Raw genomic sequence first — 14,530 nt, 5'->3', positions numbered from 1 at the left:
AACGGGCTCAGTGACACGAGACCACTGAGCCCGTCGACGGTGTTACGCCTGAGCGTCGTCCGCGCGGAACGGGAAGCCGAGGTGACGCAGAAGCGCGCGGCCCTCGTCGTCCGTCTTCGCCGAGGTCACGACGGTGATGTCGAAGCCCCGGACGCGGTCGATCTTGTCCTGATCGATCTCGTGGAACACGCTCTGCTCCTGGAGACCGAACGTGTAGTTGCCGTTGCCGTCGAACTGCTTGGCCGACAGACCGCGGAAGTCGCGGATGCGGGGCAGAGCGAGCGACACCAGACGGTCCACGAACTCCCACGCGCGGTCACCGCGGAGGGTGACGTGCGCGCCGATGGCCTGTCCCTCACGCAGCTTGAACTGCGCGATCGACTTGCGAGCCTTCGTGACGATCGGCTTCTGACCGGTGATGCGGGTGAGGTCCTCGACCGCACCATCGATCACCTTGCTGTCGCGAGCCGCCTCGCCGACACCGGTGTTCACGACCACCTTGACCAGGCCGGGGATCTGCATGACGTTCGAGTAGCCGAACTCGTCCTGCAGAGCCTTCTTGATCTCGGCGTTGTACTTCGCCTTCAGGCGGGGCTGGATCTTGCCAGCCACCGCAGCGTCGGTCGTTGCCATCAGAGGTCCTTACCGCTCTTCTTCGCGTACCGCACGCGGACGGTGCGCTTGACGCCGTCCTTGGTCTGCTCCTCGACCCGGTGGCCGACCTTGGTCGGCTTCTTGGTCGAGGGGTCGACGAGTGCGACGTTCGAGATGTGGATGGGCGCCTCGACGGTCTCGAGGCCACCCGTCTTGGTGCCACGCTGCGTCTGACCGACGCGCGTGTGCTTGGTGACGTAGTTGACGCCCTCGACGACGACACGGTTCTGCTCGACGAGGATGTCGAGCACCTTGCCCTGCTTGCCGCGGTCGCCACCACGCTCGGGCTTGGCGCCCGAGATGACCTGAACCAGGTCGCCCTTCTTGATCTTCGCCATGATCAGATGACCTCCGGTGCCAGCGAGACGATCTTCATGAACTTCTTGTCGCGAAGCTCACGGCCGACCGGGCCGAAGATACGGGTGCCGCGGGGCTCCCCGTCGTTCTTCAGGATGACGGCGGCGTTCTCGTCGAACTTGATGTAGGAGCCGTCCGGACGACGGACCTCCTTCTTGGTGCGGACGATGACCGCCTTGACGACGTCGCCCTTCTTGACGTTGCCACCGGGGATCGCGTCCTTGACGGTCGCGACGATGGTGTCGCCCAGGCCCGCGTAGCGGCGGCGCGAACCACCGAGAACGCGGATCGTGAGCAGCTCCTTGGCGCCGGTGTTGTCGGCGACCTTGAGTCGGGACTCCTGCTGAATCACTTGGCCTTCTCCAGAATCTCCACCAGGCGCCAGCGCTTCGTGGCGCTCAGCGGGCGGGTCTCGTTGATCAGGACCAGGTCGCCGATGCCGGCGGTGTTCGCCTCATCGTGCGCCTTGACCTTCGACGTGCGGCGGATGACCTTGCCGTAAAGCGGGTGCTTCACGCGGTCCTCCACCTCGACGACGATGGTCTTGTCCATCTTGTCGCTGACGACGTAGCCGCGACGGGCCTTGCGGTACCCGCGGGCGTCCGCGTCGCGCACGTCGTGAGCGGCGTGCTCAACCTCGACGGCAGCTTCCTTCTTGGTGGCCATCACTCAGCCTCTTCCTTCACGGCGTCGTCGGCGGCGTCCGCCTTCTTCGCCTTCGACTTGGTCGCCTTCTTCGCGGGAGCCTCGACCGGAGCGGGCGTCGCACGGATGCCCAGCTCACGCTCGCGGATCACGGTGTACAGGCGCGCGATGTCGCGCTTGACGGCGCGGATGCGGCCGTGGCTCTCCAGCTGGCCGGTGGCCGACTGGAAACGGAGGTTGAACAGCTCCTCCTTGGCCTTGCGCAGCTCCTCAACGAGGCGCTGGTCTTCGAACGTGTCGAGCTCTGCCGGAGCGAGCTCCTTGGTGCCGATCGCCATTACGCGTCGCCCTCCTCGCGCTTGATGATGCGTGCCTTGAGCGGCAGCTTGTGGATTGCACGGGTCAGTGCCTCGCGAGCGAGCTGCTCGTCGACACCCGCGACCTCGAAGAGGACACGGCCCGGCTTGACGTTGGCGACCCACCACTCGGGGGAACCCTTACCGGAACCCATGCGGGTCTCGGCCGGCTTCTTCGTGAGCGGACGGTCCGGGTAGATGTTGATCCACACCTTGCCGCCACGCTTGATGTGACGGGTCATCGCGATACGAGCGGACTCGATCTGACGGTTCGTCACGTACGCGGGCGTGAGGGCCTGGATGCCGAACTCGCCGAAGGAGACCTTCGTGCCGCCGGTGGCCTGACCCGAGCGACCCGGGTGGTGCTGCTTGCGGTACTTGACCTTACGGGGGATGAGCATTATGCCGAAGCTCCTTCTGCAACAGGTGCCTCGTTGCGCGGGGCACGGCGGCGGTCACCACGGTCGTCGCGGCGCGACTTCGGCGCGTTGGCCTGCTCGCGTGCGAGCTCCTTGGCGGTGAGGTCGCCCTTGTAGATCCACACCTTCACGCCGATGCGGCCGAAGGTGGTCTTGGCCTCGTAGAAGCCGTAGTCGATGTTCGCGCGCAGCGTGTGCAGCGGCACACGACCCTCGCGGTAGAACTCCGAGCGGCTCATCTCAGCGCCGCCGAGACGGCCCGAGACCTGGATGCGGATGCCCTTGGCGCCGGCGCGCTGAGCGCCCTGCAGACCCTTGCGCATCGCGCGACGGAACGCCACACGAGCAGAGAGCTGCTCGGCGATGCCCTGCGCGACCAGCTGAGCGTCGGCCTCGGGGTTCTTGACTTCGAGGATGTTCAGCTGGATCTGCTTGCCCGTGAGCTTCTCGAGGTCGCCGCGGATGCGCTCGGCCTCTGCACCACGACGACCGATCACGATGCCCGGGCGGGCGGTGTGGATGTCGACGCGGACACGGTCACGGGTGCGCTCGATCTCGATGTTCGAGACGCCGGCACGGTCGAGCTGCGTCTGCAGCAGGCGACGGATCTTGATGTCCTCGGCCACGTAGTCGGCGTAACGCTGACCCGGCTTCGTCGAGTCGGAGAACCAGCGCGACACGTGGTCCGTGGTGATGCCGAGGCGGAAGCCGTACGGGTTGACCTTCTGTCCCATTACTTGCTCGCCTTCTTGTTGCTGTCGCCGGCCGCGGCAGGAGCCGCCTCCGGCGTCGAGAGCACGACCGTGATGTGGCTCGTGCGCTTCTTGATCTGGAAAGCGCGACCCTGTGCACGGGGCTGGAAACGCTTGAGCGTCGTGCCCTCGTCCACGTACGCGTTCTTCACGTACAGGTCCTGCTCGTCGAGGTACTCGCCGTCACGATCCGCCTTGACCTGCGCGTTGGCCATGGCCGACGCGACAAGCTTGTAGATCGGCTCACTGGCGCTCTGCTGCGCGAACTTCAGGATCGCGAGAGCTTCCTGGGCCTGCTTGCCCTTGATGAGCGCGACGACACGACGAGCCTTCTGAGGGGTCACGCGGATGTGTCGCACGCGTGCGATGGACTCCACCATTTCTCTCTCCTCTATCGTCCCCGCGTCAGCGGCGACGGCCCTTCTTGTCGTCCTTCTCGTGGCCGCGGAAGGTGCGGGTGGGCGCGAACTCGCCCAGCTTGTGACCGACCATGGTCTCGGACACGAACACGGGGATGTGCTTGCGTCCGTCGTGGACCGCGATCGTGTGACCCAGCATGGCCGGGATGATCATGGACCGACGGGACCAGGTCTTGATGACGTTCTTGGTGCCGGCTTCGTTCTGCACGACCACCTTGCGAAGCAGGTGCTCGTCGACGAAGGGGCCCTTCTTAAGACTGCGAGGCATCTTCTCTTACTCCTACTTGCGCTTCTTGCCGGCGTTGCGACGACGCACGATGTACTTGTCGCTTTCCTTGTTGGCGTGACGGGTGCGACCCTCGGCCTGACCCCACGGGGAGACCGGGTGACGACCACCGGACGTCTTGCCCTCACCACCACCGTGCGGGTGGTCGACCGGGTTCATCGCGACACCACGGACGGTCGGGCGGACGCCCTTCCAGCGCATACGGCCGGCCTTGCCCCAGTTGATGTTCGACTGCTCGGCGTTGCCGACCTCGCCGATGGTCGCGCGGCAGCGCGCATCGACGTTGCGGATCTCGCCGGAGGGCAGACGCAGCTGGGCGTAGGGGCCGTCCTTCGCCACGAGGCGGACGGATGCACCGGCCGAGCGCGCCATCTTCGCGCCGCCGCCGGGGCGGAGCTCGATGGCGTGGATGACGGTACCCGTGGGGATGTTCTTCAGCGGGAGGTTGTTTCCCGGCTTGATGTCCGCCGCGGGGCCCGACTCGACGATGTCGCCCTGGTTCAGCTTCGCCGGCGCGAGGATGTAGCGCTTCTCGCCGTCGAAGTAGTGCAGGAGCGCGATGCGCGCGGTGCGGTTGGGGTCGTACTCGATGTGAGCGACACGGGCGTTCACGCCGTCCTTGTCATTGCGACGGAAGTCGATGACGCGGTACTGGCGCTTGTGGCCACCACCGATGTGACGGGTCGTGATGCGGCCCTGGTTGTTCCGACCACCGGTCTTCGAGAGCGGGCGCAGCAGCGACTTCTCCGGCGTCGATCGGGTGATCTCGGCGAAGTCAGCCACCGACGAGCCGCGACGGCCCGGGGTCGTGGGCTTGTACTTGCGAATAGCCATGATTGTCCTTATCCCCCGGATCAGCCGATTGCCGTGAAGATGTCGATGGTGCCCGACTTCAGGCTCACGATGGCGCGCTTGGTGTCCTTGCGCTTGCCCGTGCCGAAGCGGGTGCGACGGGCCTTGCCGACGCGGTTGATCGTGTTGACCGACGCGACCTTGACACCGAAGATCTTCTCGATGGCGAGCTTGATCTCGGTCTTCGAAGCGCGCGGGTCGACGAGGAAGGTGTACTTACCCTCGTCGATGAGCCCGTAGCTCTTCTCGGACACGACCGGCTTCAGGATGATGTCGCGCGGGTCCTTGTTCAGGGCCGTCTGGAGAACAGATGCCTGCTCGCTCATGCGGAGACCTCCTGGTTGGCGCCGGACTTGGAGGCGATGAAGCCCTCGAGCGCGGCCTGGGTGAAGACGATGTCGTCGGAGACGAGAACGTCGTAGGCGTTGAGCTGGTCGAACGACAGCAGGTGCACGTTGCCGAGGTTGCGCAGGCTCTTGAGCGCGAGCTCGTCGCCGCGCTCGATGACCACGAGCACGTTCTTCGACGTGGCGACCTGGGCGAGGAAGCCCGCGGCGGCCTTGGTCGACGGAGCACCGTCGGTGCCGAACGTGTCGATCGCGTGCAGGCGGTCGCCGCGGAAGCGGTCGCTGAGCGCGCCGAGGAGGGCGGCCGCGATCATCTTCTTGGGCGTGCGCTGCGAGTAGTCACGCGGCTTCGGGCCATGGACGATGCCACCGCCGGTCATGTGCGGCGCGCGGATCGAGCCCTGACGGGCGTTACCCGTGCCCTTCTGCTTGAAGGGCTTGCGGCCGGCGCCGGAGACCTCGCCACGACGCTTGGTCGAGTGCGTGCCCTGGCGAGCCGCCGCGAGCTGCGCGACGACGACCTGGTGGATGAGCGGGATGTTCGTCTTGACGTCGAACAGAGCGGCGGGAAGCTCGACCGAGCCAGCCTTCTTGCCGTCTGCCTTGAGGACGTCGAGCGCGAGAGTGGAGTCAGCCATGATCAGGCACCCTTCACTGCGTTGCGGACGTAGACGATGCGGCCACGAGCACCGGGGACGGCGCCCTTGACGAGCATCAGACCCTTCTCGATGTCGATGGCGTGCACCGTGAGGTTAAGGACGGTCACGCGCTCGCCACCCATACGGCCGGCCATGCGCATGCCCTTGAAGACACGGCTCGGGGTCGACGAGGCGCCGATCGAACCGGGCTTGCGGTGGTTGCGGTGCGCACCGTGCGAGGCGGAGACGCCCTTGAAGTTGTGGCGCTTCATGACACCGGCGGTGCCCTTGCCCTTGCTCGTGCCGACGACGTCGACGAGCTGGCCGGCCTCGAACGTGCCGTCCACCGTGAGCTCCTGGCCCAGCGAGTAGTCGGCGGCGTCGGCCGTGCGGATCTCGGTCACGTGGCGACGCGGCGTGACGCCGGCTGCCTCGAAGTGAGCCGAGAGGGGCTTGTTCACCTTGCGGGGGTCGATCTGGCCGTACGCGATCTGCACGGCGTTGTAGCCGTCCTTCTCGGGCGTACGGATCTGCGTGACCACGTTCGGCGCGAGCTCGATGACGGTGACGGGAACGAGCTTGCCGTTCTCGTTCCACACCTGGGTCATGCCGAGCTTCGTGCCCAGCATGCCCTTGGAAACCTTGGAGTTGATGTCAGCCATGTCGAACCTCAGAGCTTGATCTCGATGTTGACGTCGGCCGGCAGGTCGAGGCGCATCAGCGAGTCGACGGCCTTGGGCGTCGGGTCGACGATGTCGATCAGACGCTTGTGGGTGCGCATCTCGAAGTGCTCGCGGCTGTCCTTGTACTTGTGGGGCGACCGGATGACGCACACGACGTTCTTCTCGGTCGGAAGGGGCACGGGTCCGACGACGGTCGCGCCCGCACGGGTCACGGTGTCGACGATCTTGCGTGCGGACGTGTCGATGACCTCGTGGTCATACGACTTCAGGCGAATGCGGATCTTCTGTCCCGCCATTGTCTGCTCTCTCTCTATAAGCGTCGTACCGTCCTGGACCGGGTGGCCCTGGGGCATTGGACGCACGTCGGCGCGGATTGCGCCTCGGCACGAGAACGGCTCTGCGAACCGATCTGCTGCACCACTGTTCTGCTGTCAGCCGGACGCCCGGAGGCGAACGGATGCCCGACCCTCGCCGCGCACGGCGATGCCCTCGAGATGAAGGTGTCGGGATTGTGTTCTGCTGCCCGCGGCCTAGAACCCTGTGCTTCCGAAGAGGCACCGTCTATGCACTGCCCTGGCAGTGATCCGGCGCACGCACAGCGGCGACGGAATATCGAACCTGTCTATTCTGCCACGGGCGATTTCACTTCTGCAAACCCGGGCGTGTCGCGCCTCGTGTCCGCCCTCTTCGGCGGGGGTCTGCAGCTCGTCTCAGGCCCGAGTGGAGCGCGGGGCGAGGCATCCCCATGCCTCGCCCCGCTTGGGGAGGGCGTTCAGTGCGAGGGGGCACACCGAACGCGAGGTGCCCAGCGTGAAGGGACGCCGGACGCCTCGACCGAGGGCACGGCGGAAGACCCGCCGCGCAGGCGGGGAGACGCTCTGGCGCAAAGAGTGCGCGCGTCGCACGATGATCCCCAAGATCGTTTTCCCCAGTGTGAACGCGGTAGAACCGCGTGCTTCAGGAAACCGAACCCCTTCGGTTTCCCCGACCGCAAGATCCCCAGGCGGTCTGCATCATCCTACTCGATCTCTCCGTCAGTTCGCCAGTTCGCGCTCGCGCGTGCCGAGATTCCAGAGCGTCCGGGTACGAGAAGAGCGGCGCCCCTCGGAGGAAGCGCCGCTCGTGAACGATCTCGGGCTACTCGTTGCCGACCGCCTTGTCCGCGCTGTCACGGATCTCGTCGATCTTGTCGGCCGCACCGGGAGCGATCTTCTTGGCGAAGTCGGCGACACCGTCGAGCACCTTGTCGCTGATGTCCTCGGCCTGCTCGCTCTTGACGGCCTCGGCGATCTTGTCCTTGTTCTGCTCGTACAGGTCCTTGCCCTTGTTCACGGCGTCGTCGATACCCATGTGGCTCCCCTTCGGAGGTGTGTGTGTCCGGCCGATGAGACCGGACACACTCATTGTGCATGCCCTCCCCCGCCCGCGGAAGCCCGATTAGAGCGTGGAAAACGACAAAGAGGCCGGACCCGAAGGTCCGACCCCTTTGCGAGGAAGCAGATGCTTACTTGATGATCTTCGTCACCGTACCGGCGCCGACCGTACGACCACCCTCACGGATGGCGAAGCCGAGGCCCTCCTCCATGGCGATCGGCTGGATCAGCTCGACCGTCATGTCGGTGGTGTCGCCGGGCATGACCATCTCGGTGCCCTCGGGCAGCGAGATGACGCCGGTGACGTCCGTGGTGCGGAAGTAGAACTGCGGGCGGTAGTTCGTGTAGAAGGGGTTATGGCGGCCACCCTCGTCCTTGGACAGGATGTACGCGGTGCCCTCGAAGTCGGTGTGCGGCGTAACCGAACCCGGCTTCACGATGACCTGGCCACGCTCCACGTCCTCGCGCTTGGTGCCGCGGAGGAGCAGACCACAGTTCTCGCCGGCCCAGGCCTCGTCGAGCTGCTTGTGGAACATCTCGATACCGGTGACGGTCGTCTTCTGCGTCGGACGCAGACCCACGATCTCGACCTCGGAGTTGATGGCCAGCGTGCCACGCTCGGCGCGACCCGTGACGACGGTGCCACGACCGGTGATCGTGAAGACGTCCTCGACGGGCATGAGGAAGGGCTTGTCACGGTCACGCTCCGGGTCCGGAACGCTGTCGTCGACAGCCTGCATCAGGTCCAGGATCGCCTGGGTCCACTTCTCGTCGCCCTCGAGAGCCTTGAGAGCGGAGACGCGGACGACTGGAGCGTCCTCGTCGAAGCCCTGGCCGGCGAGCAGCTCGCGGACCTCGAGCTCGACGAGCTCCAGGATCTCCTCGTCGTCGACCGCGTCCGACTTGTTCAGCGCGACCAGCAGGTAGGGAACGCCGACCTGCTTGGCGAGCAGCACGTGCTCGCGCGTCTGGGCCATCGGGCCGTCGGTGGCGGCGACCACGAGGATCGCGCCGTCCATCTGAGCCGCACCCGTGATCATGTTCTTGACGTAGTCGGCGTGGCCGGGAGCGTCGACGTGCGCGTAGTGGCGCTTCGGGGTCTCGTACTCGATGTGCGAGATGTTGATCGTGATACCACGCTGGCGCTCTTCCGGCGCCGAGTCGATGGAAGCGAAGTCACGCTGCACGTTCGTGTCGGACGGGTACTTGTCAGCAAGCACCTTCGAGATCGCTGCGGAGAGCGTGGTCTTGCCGTGGTCGACGTGACCGATCGTTCCGATGTTGACGTGCGGCTTGGTCCGCTCGAACTTGGCCTTAGCCACTGGGTCCTCCTCAGGACGTCGTTGTAGAGGTGCCGGGCACTGGTTTGCGACCGGTTCTCTACGGGTTAGGTTCTCAGTTTAGTAGAGAGGGAATGTGAAGTTGTAGGTGACCTGGGAACAGAGCGGCGGGCTCTGTTCCCAGGAAGTGTTACTCGCCCTTGGCCTTCTGGACGATCTCGTCGGCCACCGCGCGCGGGACCTCGGCGTAGCTGTCGAACTCCATCGAGTAGACGGCGCGACCGGAGGTCTTGGAACGCAGGTCGCCGATGTAGCCGAACATCTCGGACAGCGGCACCGCAGCGCGCACGACCTTGACGCCGGCGGCGTCCTCCATCGACTGGATCTGGCCACGACGCGAGTTCAGGTCACCGATGACGTCGCCCATGTACTCCTCGGGAGTACGGACCTCGACGGCCATCAGCGGCTCGAGCAGCACGGGGTTGGCACGACGCGCGGCCTCCTTGAAGCCCATGGAGCCCGCGATCTTGAACGCCATCTCCGAGGAGTCGACGTCGTGTGCCGCACCGTCGACGATGGTCGCCTTGACGCCCACCATCGGGTAGCCCGCCAGGACACCGACGTTCATCGCGTCCTGGAAACCGGCGTCGATCGAGCCGATGTACTCGCGCGGGATGCGGCCACCCGTGACCGCGTTCACGAACTCGTACGTCTTCTCGCCGTCGAGCTCGAGCGGCTCGATGTTGAACTGGATCTTGGCGAACTGACCCGAACCACCGGTCTGCTTCTTGTGCGTGTAGTCGTGCTTCTCGACGGCCTTGCGGATCGTCTCGCGGTACGCCACCTGCGGCTTGCCGACGTTCGCCTCGACGCGGAACTCGCGCTTCATGCGGTCGACGAGGATGTCGAGGTGCAGCTCGCCCATGCCCTTGATGGTCGTCTGACCGGTCTCGGGGTTGAGCTCCGTGCGGAAGGTCGGGTCCTCCTCAGCGAGCTTCTGGATGGCGAGACCCAGCTTCTCCTGGTCGGCCTTGGTCTTCGGCTCGATGGCGACCTCGATCACCGGCTCGGGGAACGTCATCGACTCGAGCACGACCGGCTGCTGCGGGTCGGCCAGGGTGTCACCGGTGGTGGTGTCCTTCAGTCCGATCACGGCGTAGATGTTGCCGGCGGTCAGCTTGTCGACCGGGTTCTCCTTGTTGGCGTGCATCTGGAAGATCTTCCCGATGCGCTCCTTCTTGCCCTTGGTCGAGTTGATGACCTGAGCGCCCGACTCGAGCTCACCCGAGTAGACGCGCACGTACGTCAGGCGACCGAAGAACGGGTGCACGGCGACCTTGAAGGCCAGGGCCGCGAACGGGTCCTTCGCGTCAGGGTGACGCTCGATGATCTTCTCCTCGTCCTTCGGGTCGTGCGCCTCGATGGCGGGCACGTCCAGCGGGGACGGGAGGTAGTCGACGACGGCGTCCAGCATCGGCTGCACGCCGCGGTTCTTGAACGCCGAGCCGCAGAGCACCGGGTAGATCTCGCTGGCGATGACCATCTTGCGGATGGCGCCCTTGATCTCTGCGACCGTCAGCTCCTCGCCGCCGAAGAACTTCTCGAGAAGCTCCTCGTCGGTCTCCGCGACCGTCTCCAGCAGCTGCTGGCGGTACTCCTCGGCCTTGTCCTTGAGGTCGGCCGGGATCTCCTGCACCTCGTACGAGGCGCCCATGGTCACGTCACCCTTGGCGTCGCCGGGCCACACCAGTGCGCGCATCTCCACGAGGTCGATGACGCCGACGAAGTCGTTCTCGGCACCGATCGGGAGCTGCAGCACGAGCGGCTTGGCACCGAGGCGGTTGATGATCGTGTCGACCGTGAAGTAGAAGTCCGCGCCGAGCTTGTCCATCTTGTTGACGAAGCAGATGCGGGGGACGTTGTACTTGTCGGCCTGACGCCACACGGTCTCGGACTGGGGCTCCACGCCCTCCTTGCCGTCGAACACGGCGACCGCACCGTCGAGGACGCGGAGCGAGCGCTCCACCTCGACCGTGAAGTCCACGTGACCGGGGGTGTCGATGATGTTGATCTGGTTCTTGTTCCAGAAGCAGGTCACGGCGGCAGACGTGATCGTGATGCCGCGCTCCTTCTCCTGCTCCATCCAGTCGGTGGTCGAGGCGCCGTCGTGCGTCTCGCCGAGCTTGTGGTTGACGCCCGTGTAGAACAGGATGCGCTCGGTCGTCGTGGTCTTGCCGGCATCGATGTGCGCCATGATGCCGATGTTGCGGACCTTGCTCAGGTCCGTGAGCACGTCTTGTGCCACAGGAGTGTCCTTATCTTTTGGAGCAGTCGTACTGCGAAGAGGGGGTGCCCGTCCCTCGGCGGGTGGCCGAGGGACGGGCCGAGCTGATTACCAGCGGTAGTGAGCGAACGCGCGGTTCGACTCGGCCATCTTGTGGGTGTCCTCGCGGCGCTTGACCGCGGCACCGAGGCCGTTCGACGCGTCCAGGATCTCGTTCTGGAGACGCTCGGTCATCGTCTTCTCACGACGACCCTTCGCGTAGCTCACGAGCCAGCGCAGCGCGAGGGTGTTCGCGCGGTGCGGCTTGACCTCGACCGGAACCTGGTAGGTCGAGCCACCGACGCGGCGGCTGCGGACCTCGAGCGTGGGGCGCACGTTGTCGAGCGCCTTCTTGAGCGTGGCGACGGCGTCCTGACCGTTCTTCGCCTCGACGCCGCGGAGGGCGCCGTAGACGATCGACTCGGCCAGCGACTTCTTGCCGTCGACGAGGATCTTGTTCACCAGCGAGGTGACGATCGGTGCGCCGTAGACCGGGTCGTTGACGACGGGGCGCTTCGGGGCGGGACCCTTACGAGGCATCTAACTCAACCCTTCTTCGCGCCGTAGCGGGAACGAGCCTGCTTACGGTTCTTGACGGCCTGGGTGTCCAGGGCGCCACGGACGATCTTGTAACGCACACCGGGGAGGTCCTTCACGCGACCGCCGCGGACGAGCACCAGCGAGTGCTCCTGCAGGTTGTGGCCCTCACCGGGGATGTACGCGGTGACCTCGGTCCCGTTGCGGAGCTTCACACGGGCGACCTTGCGCATCGCCGAGTTCGGCTTCTTCGGGGTGGTGGTGTAGACGCGGGTGCAGACCCCGGCCTGCTGCGGGTTCGACTTGAGCGCCGGCGCCTTGGTCTTCGAGACCTTGGGCGAGCGACCCTTGCGAACCAACTGCTGAATGGTTGGCACGTTCTCTCCTCATAGTGCTGCACGGTGACAGCGTGATGGGTTTCACATCATGACCCACCGGCACGCCGGAACCGGCGAGCTTTTGGTGTGGTGGGTATGCCGTGGGGGCGGACCGGCATGGGGCCGACGCCCAGCGCGCACGTCAGGACGTGCACACACCTGATCAAGTGTAATGCCGCGTAACCAACGCGGTCAAATGAGGGCGACCGGCGCCGCCTCAGCTCACGTCGGGGCCGAACGGGGAGTCGAGCGACTCCGTGAGTTCGGCGAGCATGGCTTCGATCTGCGGTTCGACGTGCTGGGACACCGCCGCCTGAATGGAGACGCGGTGGCGCAGCAGCAGGCCGCAGATCTCGCGGCCGATGAGGTTCGCGTACTCGTCGGCGAGGGCCACTTCCTGCCGTAGCGCGATCTTCGCCTCCTCCGACAGGGGCGGCAGCGGCGGGAGCTCCGCCGCGGAGTCGTCGGCGAGACCGGCGATCGTGAACAGGAACGGTGCGCCAGGAACCGGCTCCGGGTCGAGCGGCAGGCCCTCGAACTCGGGAGCCAGGTCCTCGGTCGGGCGGTAGCTGCGTGCTCTGTTCCTGGCCGCTTGGCTGTCGAGCTCGCGCTGGAGCATCGGAAGGTTGCGGGCCGTGTAGTCCGCGACCGCGTGGTCGACGATCGTCTTGATGCGCGTCGACAGCCCGTGCTGCACCCCGTGGGGTGTGTCGCCCGCGATCCCGGCCGCGGCGAGGATGGGCGAACCGAGACAGCGACGGCACGGCGCGACCCGGCCGCGGTGGGTGGCCGGCTCCCAGCGCGGCACCCAGCGCAGCCACGCCTCGACGGCCTGGTCCACCTGCGTCTCCAGTGAGCGCTCCACGACACCAGCGTACGGCGCGTCACCGCTCCCCGCGCGGATTTGCGGGGGGTCACTCCCCCTCGTCGTGCTCCCAGGGCCATCGCGGACGTTCGCTGCGGGTCCGACGGAGGGCGATACCGCTCCAGCCCGCGATCGCCGCCGCCACCAGGACCACCGCGCTAGCGCCGCCCCGGACGAGGTCTCCCGCGACGGCCGTCGCGATGATGAGGCTCTCTGCGGCAGCCAGCACCGCAATCCACAGCGTCGCGAGATGGACCAGCGCGGTGAGGAGTGCGATCACCAGCGCGGAGCCGAACGACGGACGCCGGCGCCGCAGCGTCGCGCCGAGCGACAGAGCGAACGCGACCACCGCCAGGATCATGCCCACCACACCCGGCACCTGGCCGAGGCCCTCCACCGCGATGATGTCCCGATCCGTCGCCACGCTCAGCGCGCCCAGCCCGAACACCGACAGCGCGAAGAACCCGATGGAGGCGAGCACCACCGCGAGGACAGGCGAAACCCCCGCGGACTCGGGCCCGCGGGGGTTCGGCGTGGTGGCGTGCGTGACTACCTCGCCAGCGTCGGGCCGGCTTCGAGGGTGCGCTCGTACTCGCGCTGCGCCTCGGCGTTCAGCTCCGTCTTGCGGGCGCCGCTGCGGGCCACCCAGGCACCGAACCAGATGGTCAGCTCCCTGGCGAACACGAAGGCAGCGATGGCGAGCGGGGCGAGCAGCTGCTCCCCCGCGAGCTCCAGGCCCTGCGAAGCGGTGAGCTTCCAGAACGGCGCCTCGAACAGCTGTCCCAGGATGTGTCCCGCGTACGCGATGAGCCCGACGATGATGCCGAACACCACCCAGAGGCCCCAGCGGCCGCGGTTGATGATCGCACCGAGGAGCCAGAAGCCGAGGAAGAACACGACGACGGGCGTCCAGTAGCCCCACGTGAGCAGCGGCGCCAGGAAGGCGTCGCCGATGTTCTCGCCCGTGACATCTCCGGCGATGGCGCGCAGCCCGACCGCGGTACCGAGGTACAGGATCGCGAAGGCGACCGTCGCCAGAAGGCCGATCGCCCCGGCCGTTCCACGGTTGCCACGGTCGCGCGGCGGCTCGGGAGCCTGCACGAAGATCGGCTGAGGCTGAGCAGCGGCGGCGCCGGCTGTCCCGACGTACGGCTCCGACGGGACGATGCGCGTGTCGGCGTCGTCGGCGTGCGGGGCGTATGCCGTGTCCGCCATGGACGACTCCTCGTGACGCGGCGACCAGGAGGCCGCCCCGGGAGTCGGGAAGGCCGCGGTCGCATCGGCGTCGCGACGGTCGTCCGCGACGCGGTCATCCGGGCGGTCGCCCGCGAACCGGTCAGCGGGAAGGCGCTCGGCACCGCGGTCGT

At 66.5% G+C, this 14,530-nt stretch carries 22 protein-coding genes; all 22 read right to left on the bottom strand.

Annotated features, from left to right (window positions below; all coding sequences use genetic code 11):
- Positions 1-42: 42 nt before the first annotated feature.
- A complete protein-coding gene (gene rplE, locus DW299_RS05530) occupies positions 43-633 on the bottom strand; it encodes a 50S ribosomal protein L5 (protein ID WP_136028887.1) in 591 nt (196 codons plus the stop codon).
- Positions 633-992 (bottom strand): 50S ribosomal protein L24, encoded by a 360-nt coding sequence (gene rplX, locus DW299_RS05525; protein WP_136028885.1) that lies wholly within the window; start codon positions 990-992, stop codon positions 633-635. Before rplX ends, rplE begins: the two co-directional genes overlap by 1 nt.
- 2 nt (positions 993-994) lie before the next feature.
- Positions 995-1,363: a 50S ribosomal protein L14 gene (gene rplN / locus DW299_RS05520; protein ID WP_102191664.1), complete on the bottom strand. Its 369-nt coding sequence runs from the start codon at positions 1,361-1,363 to the stop codon at positions 995-997.
- On the bottom strand, positions 1,360-1,677 hold the full coding sequence (gene rpsQ, locus DW299_RS05515; RefSeq protein WP_136028883.1) for a 30S ribosomal protein S17: 318 nt from the start codon (positions 1,675-1,677) through the stop codon (positions 1,360-1,362). Before rpsQ ends, rplN begins: the two co-directional genes overlap by 4 nt.
- Positions 1,677-1,994: a 50S ribosomal protein L29 gene (gene rpmC / locus DW299_RS19615; protein WP_067121112.1), complete on the bottom strand. Its 318-nt coding sequence runs from the start codon at positions 1,992-1,994 to the stop codon at positions 1,677-1,679. Before rpmC ends, rpsQ begins: the two co-directional genes overlap by 1 nt.
- Entirely contained in the window at positions 1,994-2,413 is a 420-nt protein-coding gene (gene rplP / locus DW299_RS05505; RefSeq protein WP_025102402.1) for a 50S ribosomal protein L16, read from the bottom strand. Before rplP ends, rpmC begins: the two co-directional genes overlap by 1 nt.
- Positions 2,413-3,165 carry a 30S ribosomal protein S3 gene (gene rpsC / locus DW299_RS05500; protein ID WP_025102403.1) on the bottom strand — a complete coding sequence of 251 codons (753 nt, stop codon included), beginning with the start codon at positions 3,163-3,165 and terminating at the stop codon, positions 2,413-2,415. The genes rplP and rpsC overlap by 1 nt, the downstream gene beginning before the upstream one ends.
- Entirely contained in the window at positions 3,165-3,563 is a 399-nt protein-coding gene (gene rplV / locus DW299_RS05495; protein WP_025102404.1) for a 50S ribosomal protein L22, read from the bottom strand. The genes rpsC and rplV overlap by 1 nt, the downstream gene beginning before the upstream one ends.
- A 25-nt stretch (positions 3,564-3,588) precedes the next feature.
- On the bottom strand, positions 3,589-3,870 hold the full coding sequence (gene rpsS, locus DW299_RS05490; RefSeq protein WP_017201589.1) for a 30S ribosomal protein S19: 282 nt from the start codon (positions 3,868-3,870) through the stop codon (positions 3,589-3,591).
- A gap of 12 nt (positions 3,871-3,882) precedes the next feature.
- On the bottom strand, positions 3,883-4,722 hold the full coding sequence (gene rplB, locus DW299_RS05485) for a 50S ribosomal protein L2 (protein ID WP_136028879.1): 840 nt from the start codon (positions 4,720-4,722) through the stop codon (positions 3,883-3,885).
- A 20-nt stretch (positions 4,723-4,742) separates the two neighbouring features.
- Positions 4,743-5,066 carry a 50S ribosomal protein L23 gene (gene rplW / locus DW299_RS05480; protein ID WP_025102406.1) on the bottom strand — a complete coding sequence of 108 codons (324 nt, stop codon included), beginning with the start codon at positions 5,064-5,066 and terminating at the stop codon, positions 4,743-4,745.
- Positions 5,063-5,725: a 50S ribosomal protein L4 gene (gene rplD / locus DW299_RS05475; RefSeq protein WP_136028877.1), complete on the bottom strand. Its 663-nt coding sequence runs from the start codon at positions 5,723-5,725 to the stop codon at positions 5,063-5,065. Before rplD ends, rplW begins: the two co-directional genes overlap by 4 nt.
- 2 nt (positions 5,726-5,727) lie before the next feature.
- Positions 5,728-6,387, bottom strand: coding sequence for a 50S ribosomal protein L3 (gene rplC / locus DW299_RS05470; protein WP_136028875.1), 660 nt, complete (start codon positions 6,385-6,387; stop codon positions 5,728-5,730).
- Positions 6,388-6,395: 8 nt separating this feature from the next.
- Positions 6,396-6,704, bottom strand: a complete 309-nt coding sequence (rpsJ, locus tag DW299_RS05465) for a 30S ribosomal protein S10 (protein WP_017201594.1) — start codon at positions 6,702-6,704, stop codon at positions 6,396-6,398.
- Between the two features lie 841 nt (positions 6,705-7,545).
- Positions 7,546-7,758, bottom strand: coding sequence for a hypothetical protein (locus tag DW299_RS05460; protein WP_105723378.1), 213 nt, complete (start codon positions 7,756-7,758; stop codon positions 7,546-7,548).
- Between the two features lie 154 nt (positions 7,759-7,912).
- Positions 7,913-9,103 (bottom strand): elongation factor Tu, encoded by a 1,191-nt coding sequence (tuf, locus tag DW299_RS05455; protein WP_136028873.1) that lies wholly within the window; start codon positions 9,101-9,103, stop codon positions 7,913-7,915.
- 148 nt (positions 9,104-9,251) lie between these two features.
- Positions 9,252-11,366, bottom strand: coding sequence for an elongation factor G (gene fusA / locus DW299_RS05450; RefSeq protein ID WP_136028870.1), 2,115 nt, complete (start codon positions 11,364-11,366; stop codon positions 9,252-9,254).
- Positions 11,367-11,453: 87 nt separating this feature from the next.
- Positions 11,454-11,924, bottom strand: coding sequence for a 30S ribosomal protein S7 (gene rpsG, locus DW299_RS05445; protein WP_017201608.1), 471 nt, complete (start codon positions 11,922-11,924; stop codon positions 11,454-11,456).
- A gap of 5 nt (positions 11,925-11,929) precedes the next feature.
- Positions 11,930-12,298: a 30S ribosomal protein S12 gene (gene rpsL, locus DW299_RS05440; RefSeq protein ID WP_013584051.1), complete on the bottom strand. Its 369-nt coding sequence runs from the start codon at positions 12,296-12,298 to the stop codon at positions 11,930-11,932.
- A gap of 217 nt (positions 12,299-12,515) precedes the next feature.
- Entirely contained in the window at positions 12,516-13,163 is a 648-nt protein-coding gene (locus tag DW299_RS05435; protein WP_205812819.1) for a spermidine/putrescine ABC transporter substrate-binding protein, read from the bottom strand.
- 49 nt (positions 13,164-13,212) lie between these two features.
- A complete protein-coding gene (locus DW299_RS05430; protein ID WP_206252865.1) occupies positions 13,213-13,647 on the bottom strand; it encodes a DUF6121 family protein in 435 nt (144 codons plus the stop codon).
- Between the two features lie 65 nt (positions 13,648-13,712).
- Positions 13,713-14,530: ABC transporter (locus DW299_RS05425; RefSeq protein WP_240745324.1), on the bottom strand; the 818-nt coding region annotated here is incomplete at its 5' end.

It is taken from the genome of Microbacterium sp. K35 (genome assembly GCF_004794375.1).
Taxonomy (GTDB): domain Bacteria; phylum Actinomycetota; class Actinomycetes; order Actinomycetales; family Microbacteriaceae; genus Microbacterium; species Microbacterium sufflavum.
Note: the sequence above shows the minus strand (reverse complement) of the source record. Positions and strands in the feature narration are given on the sequence as shown.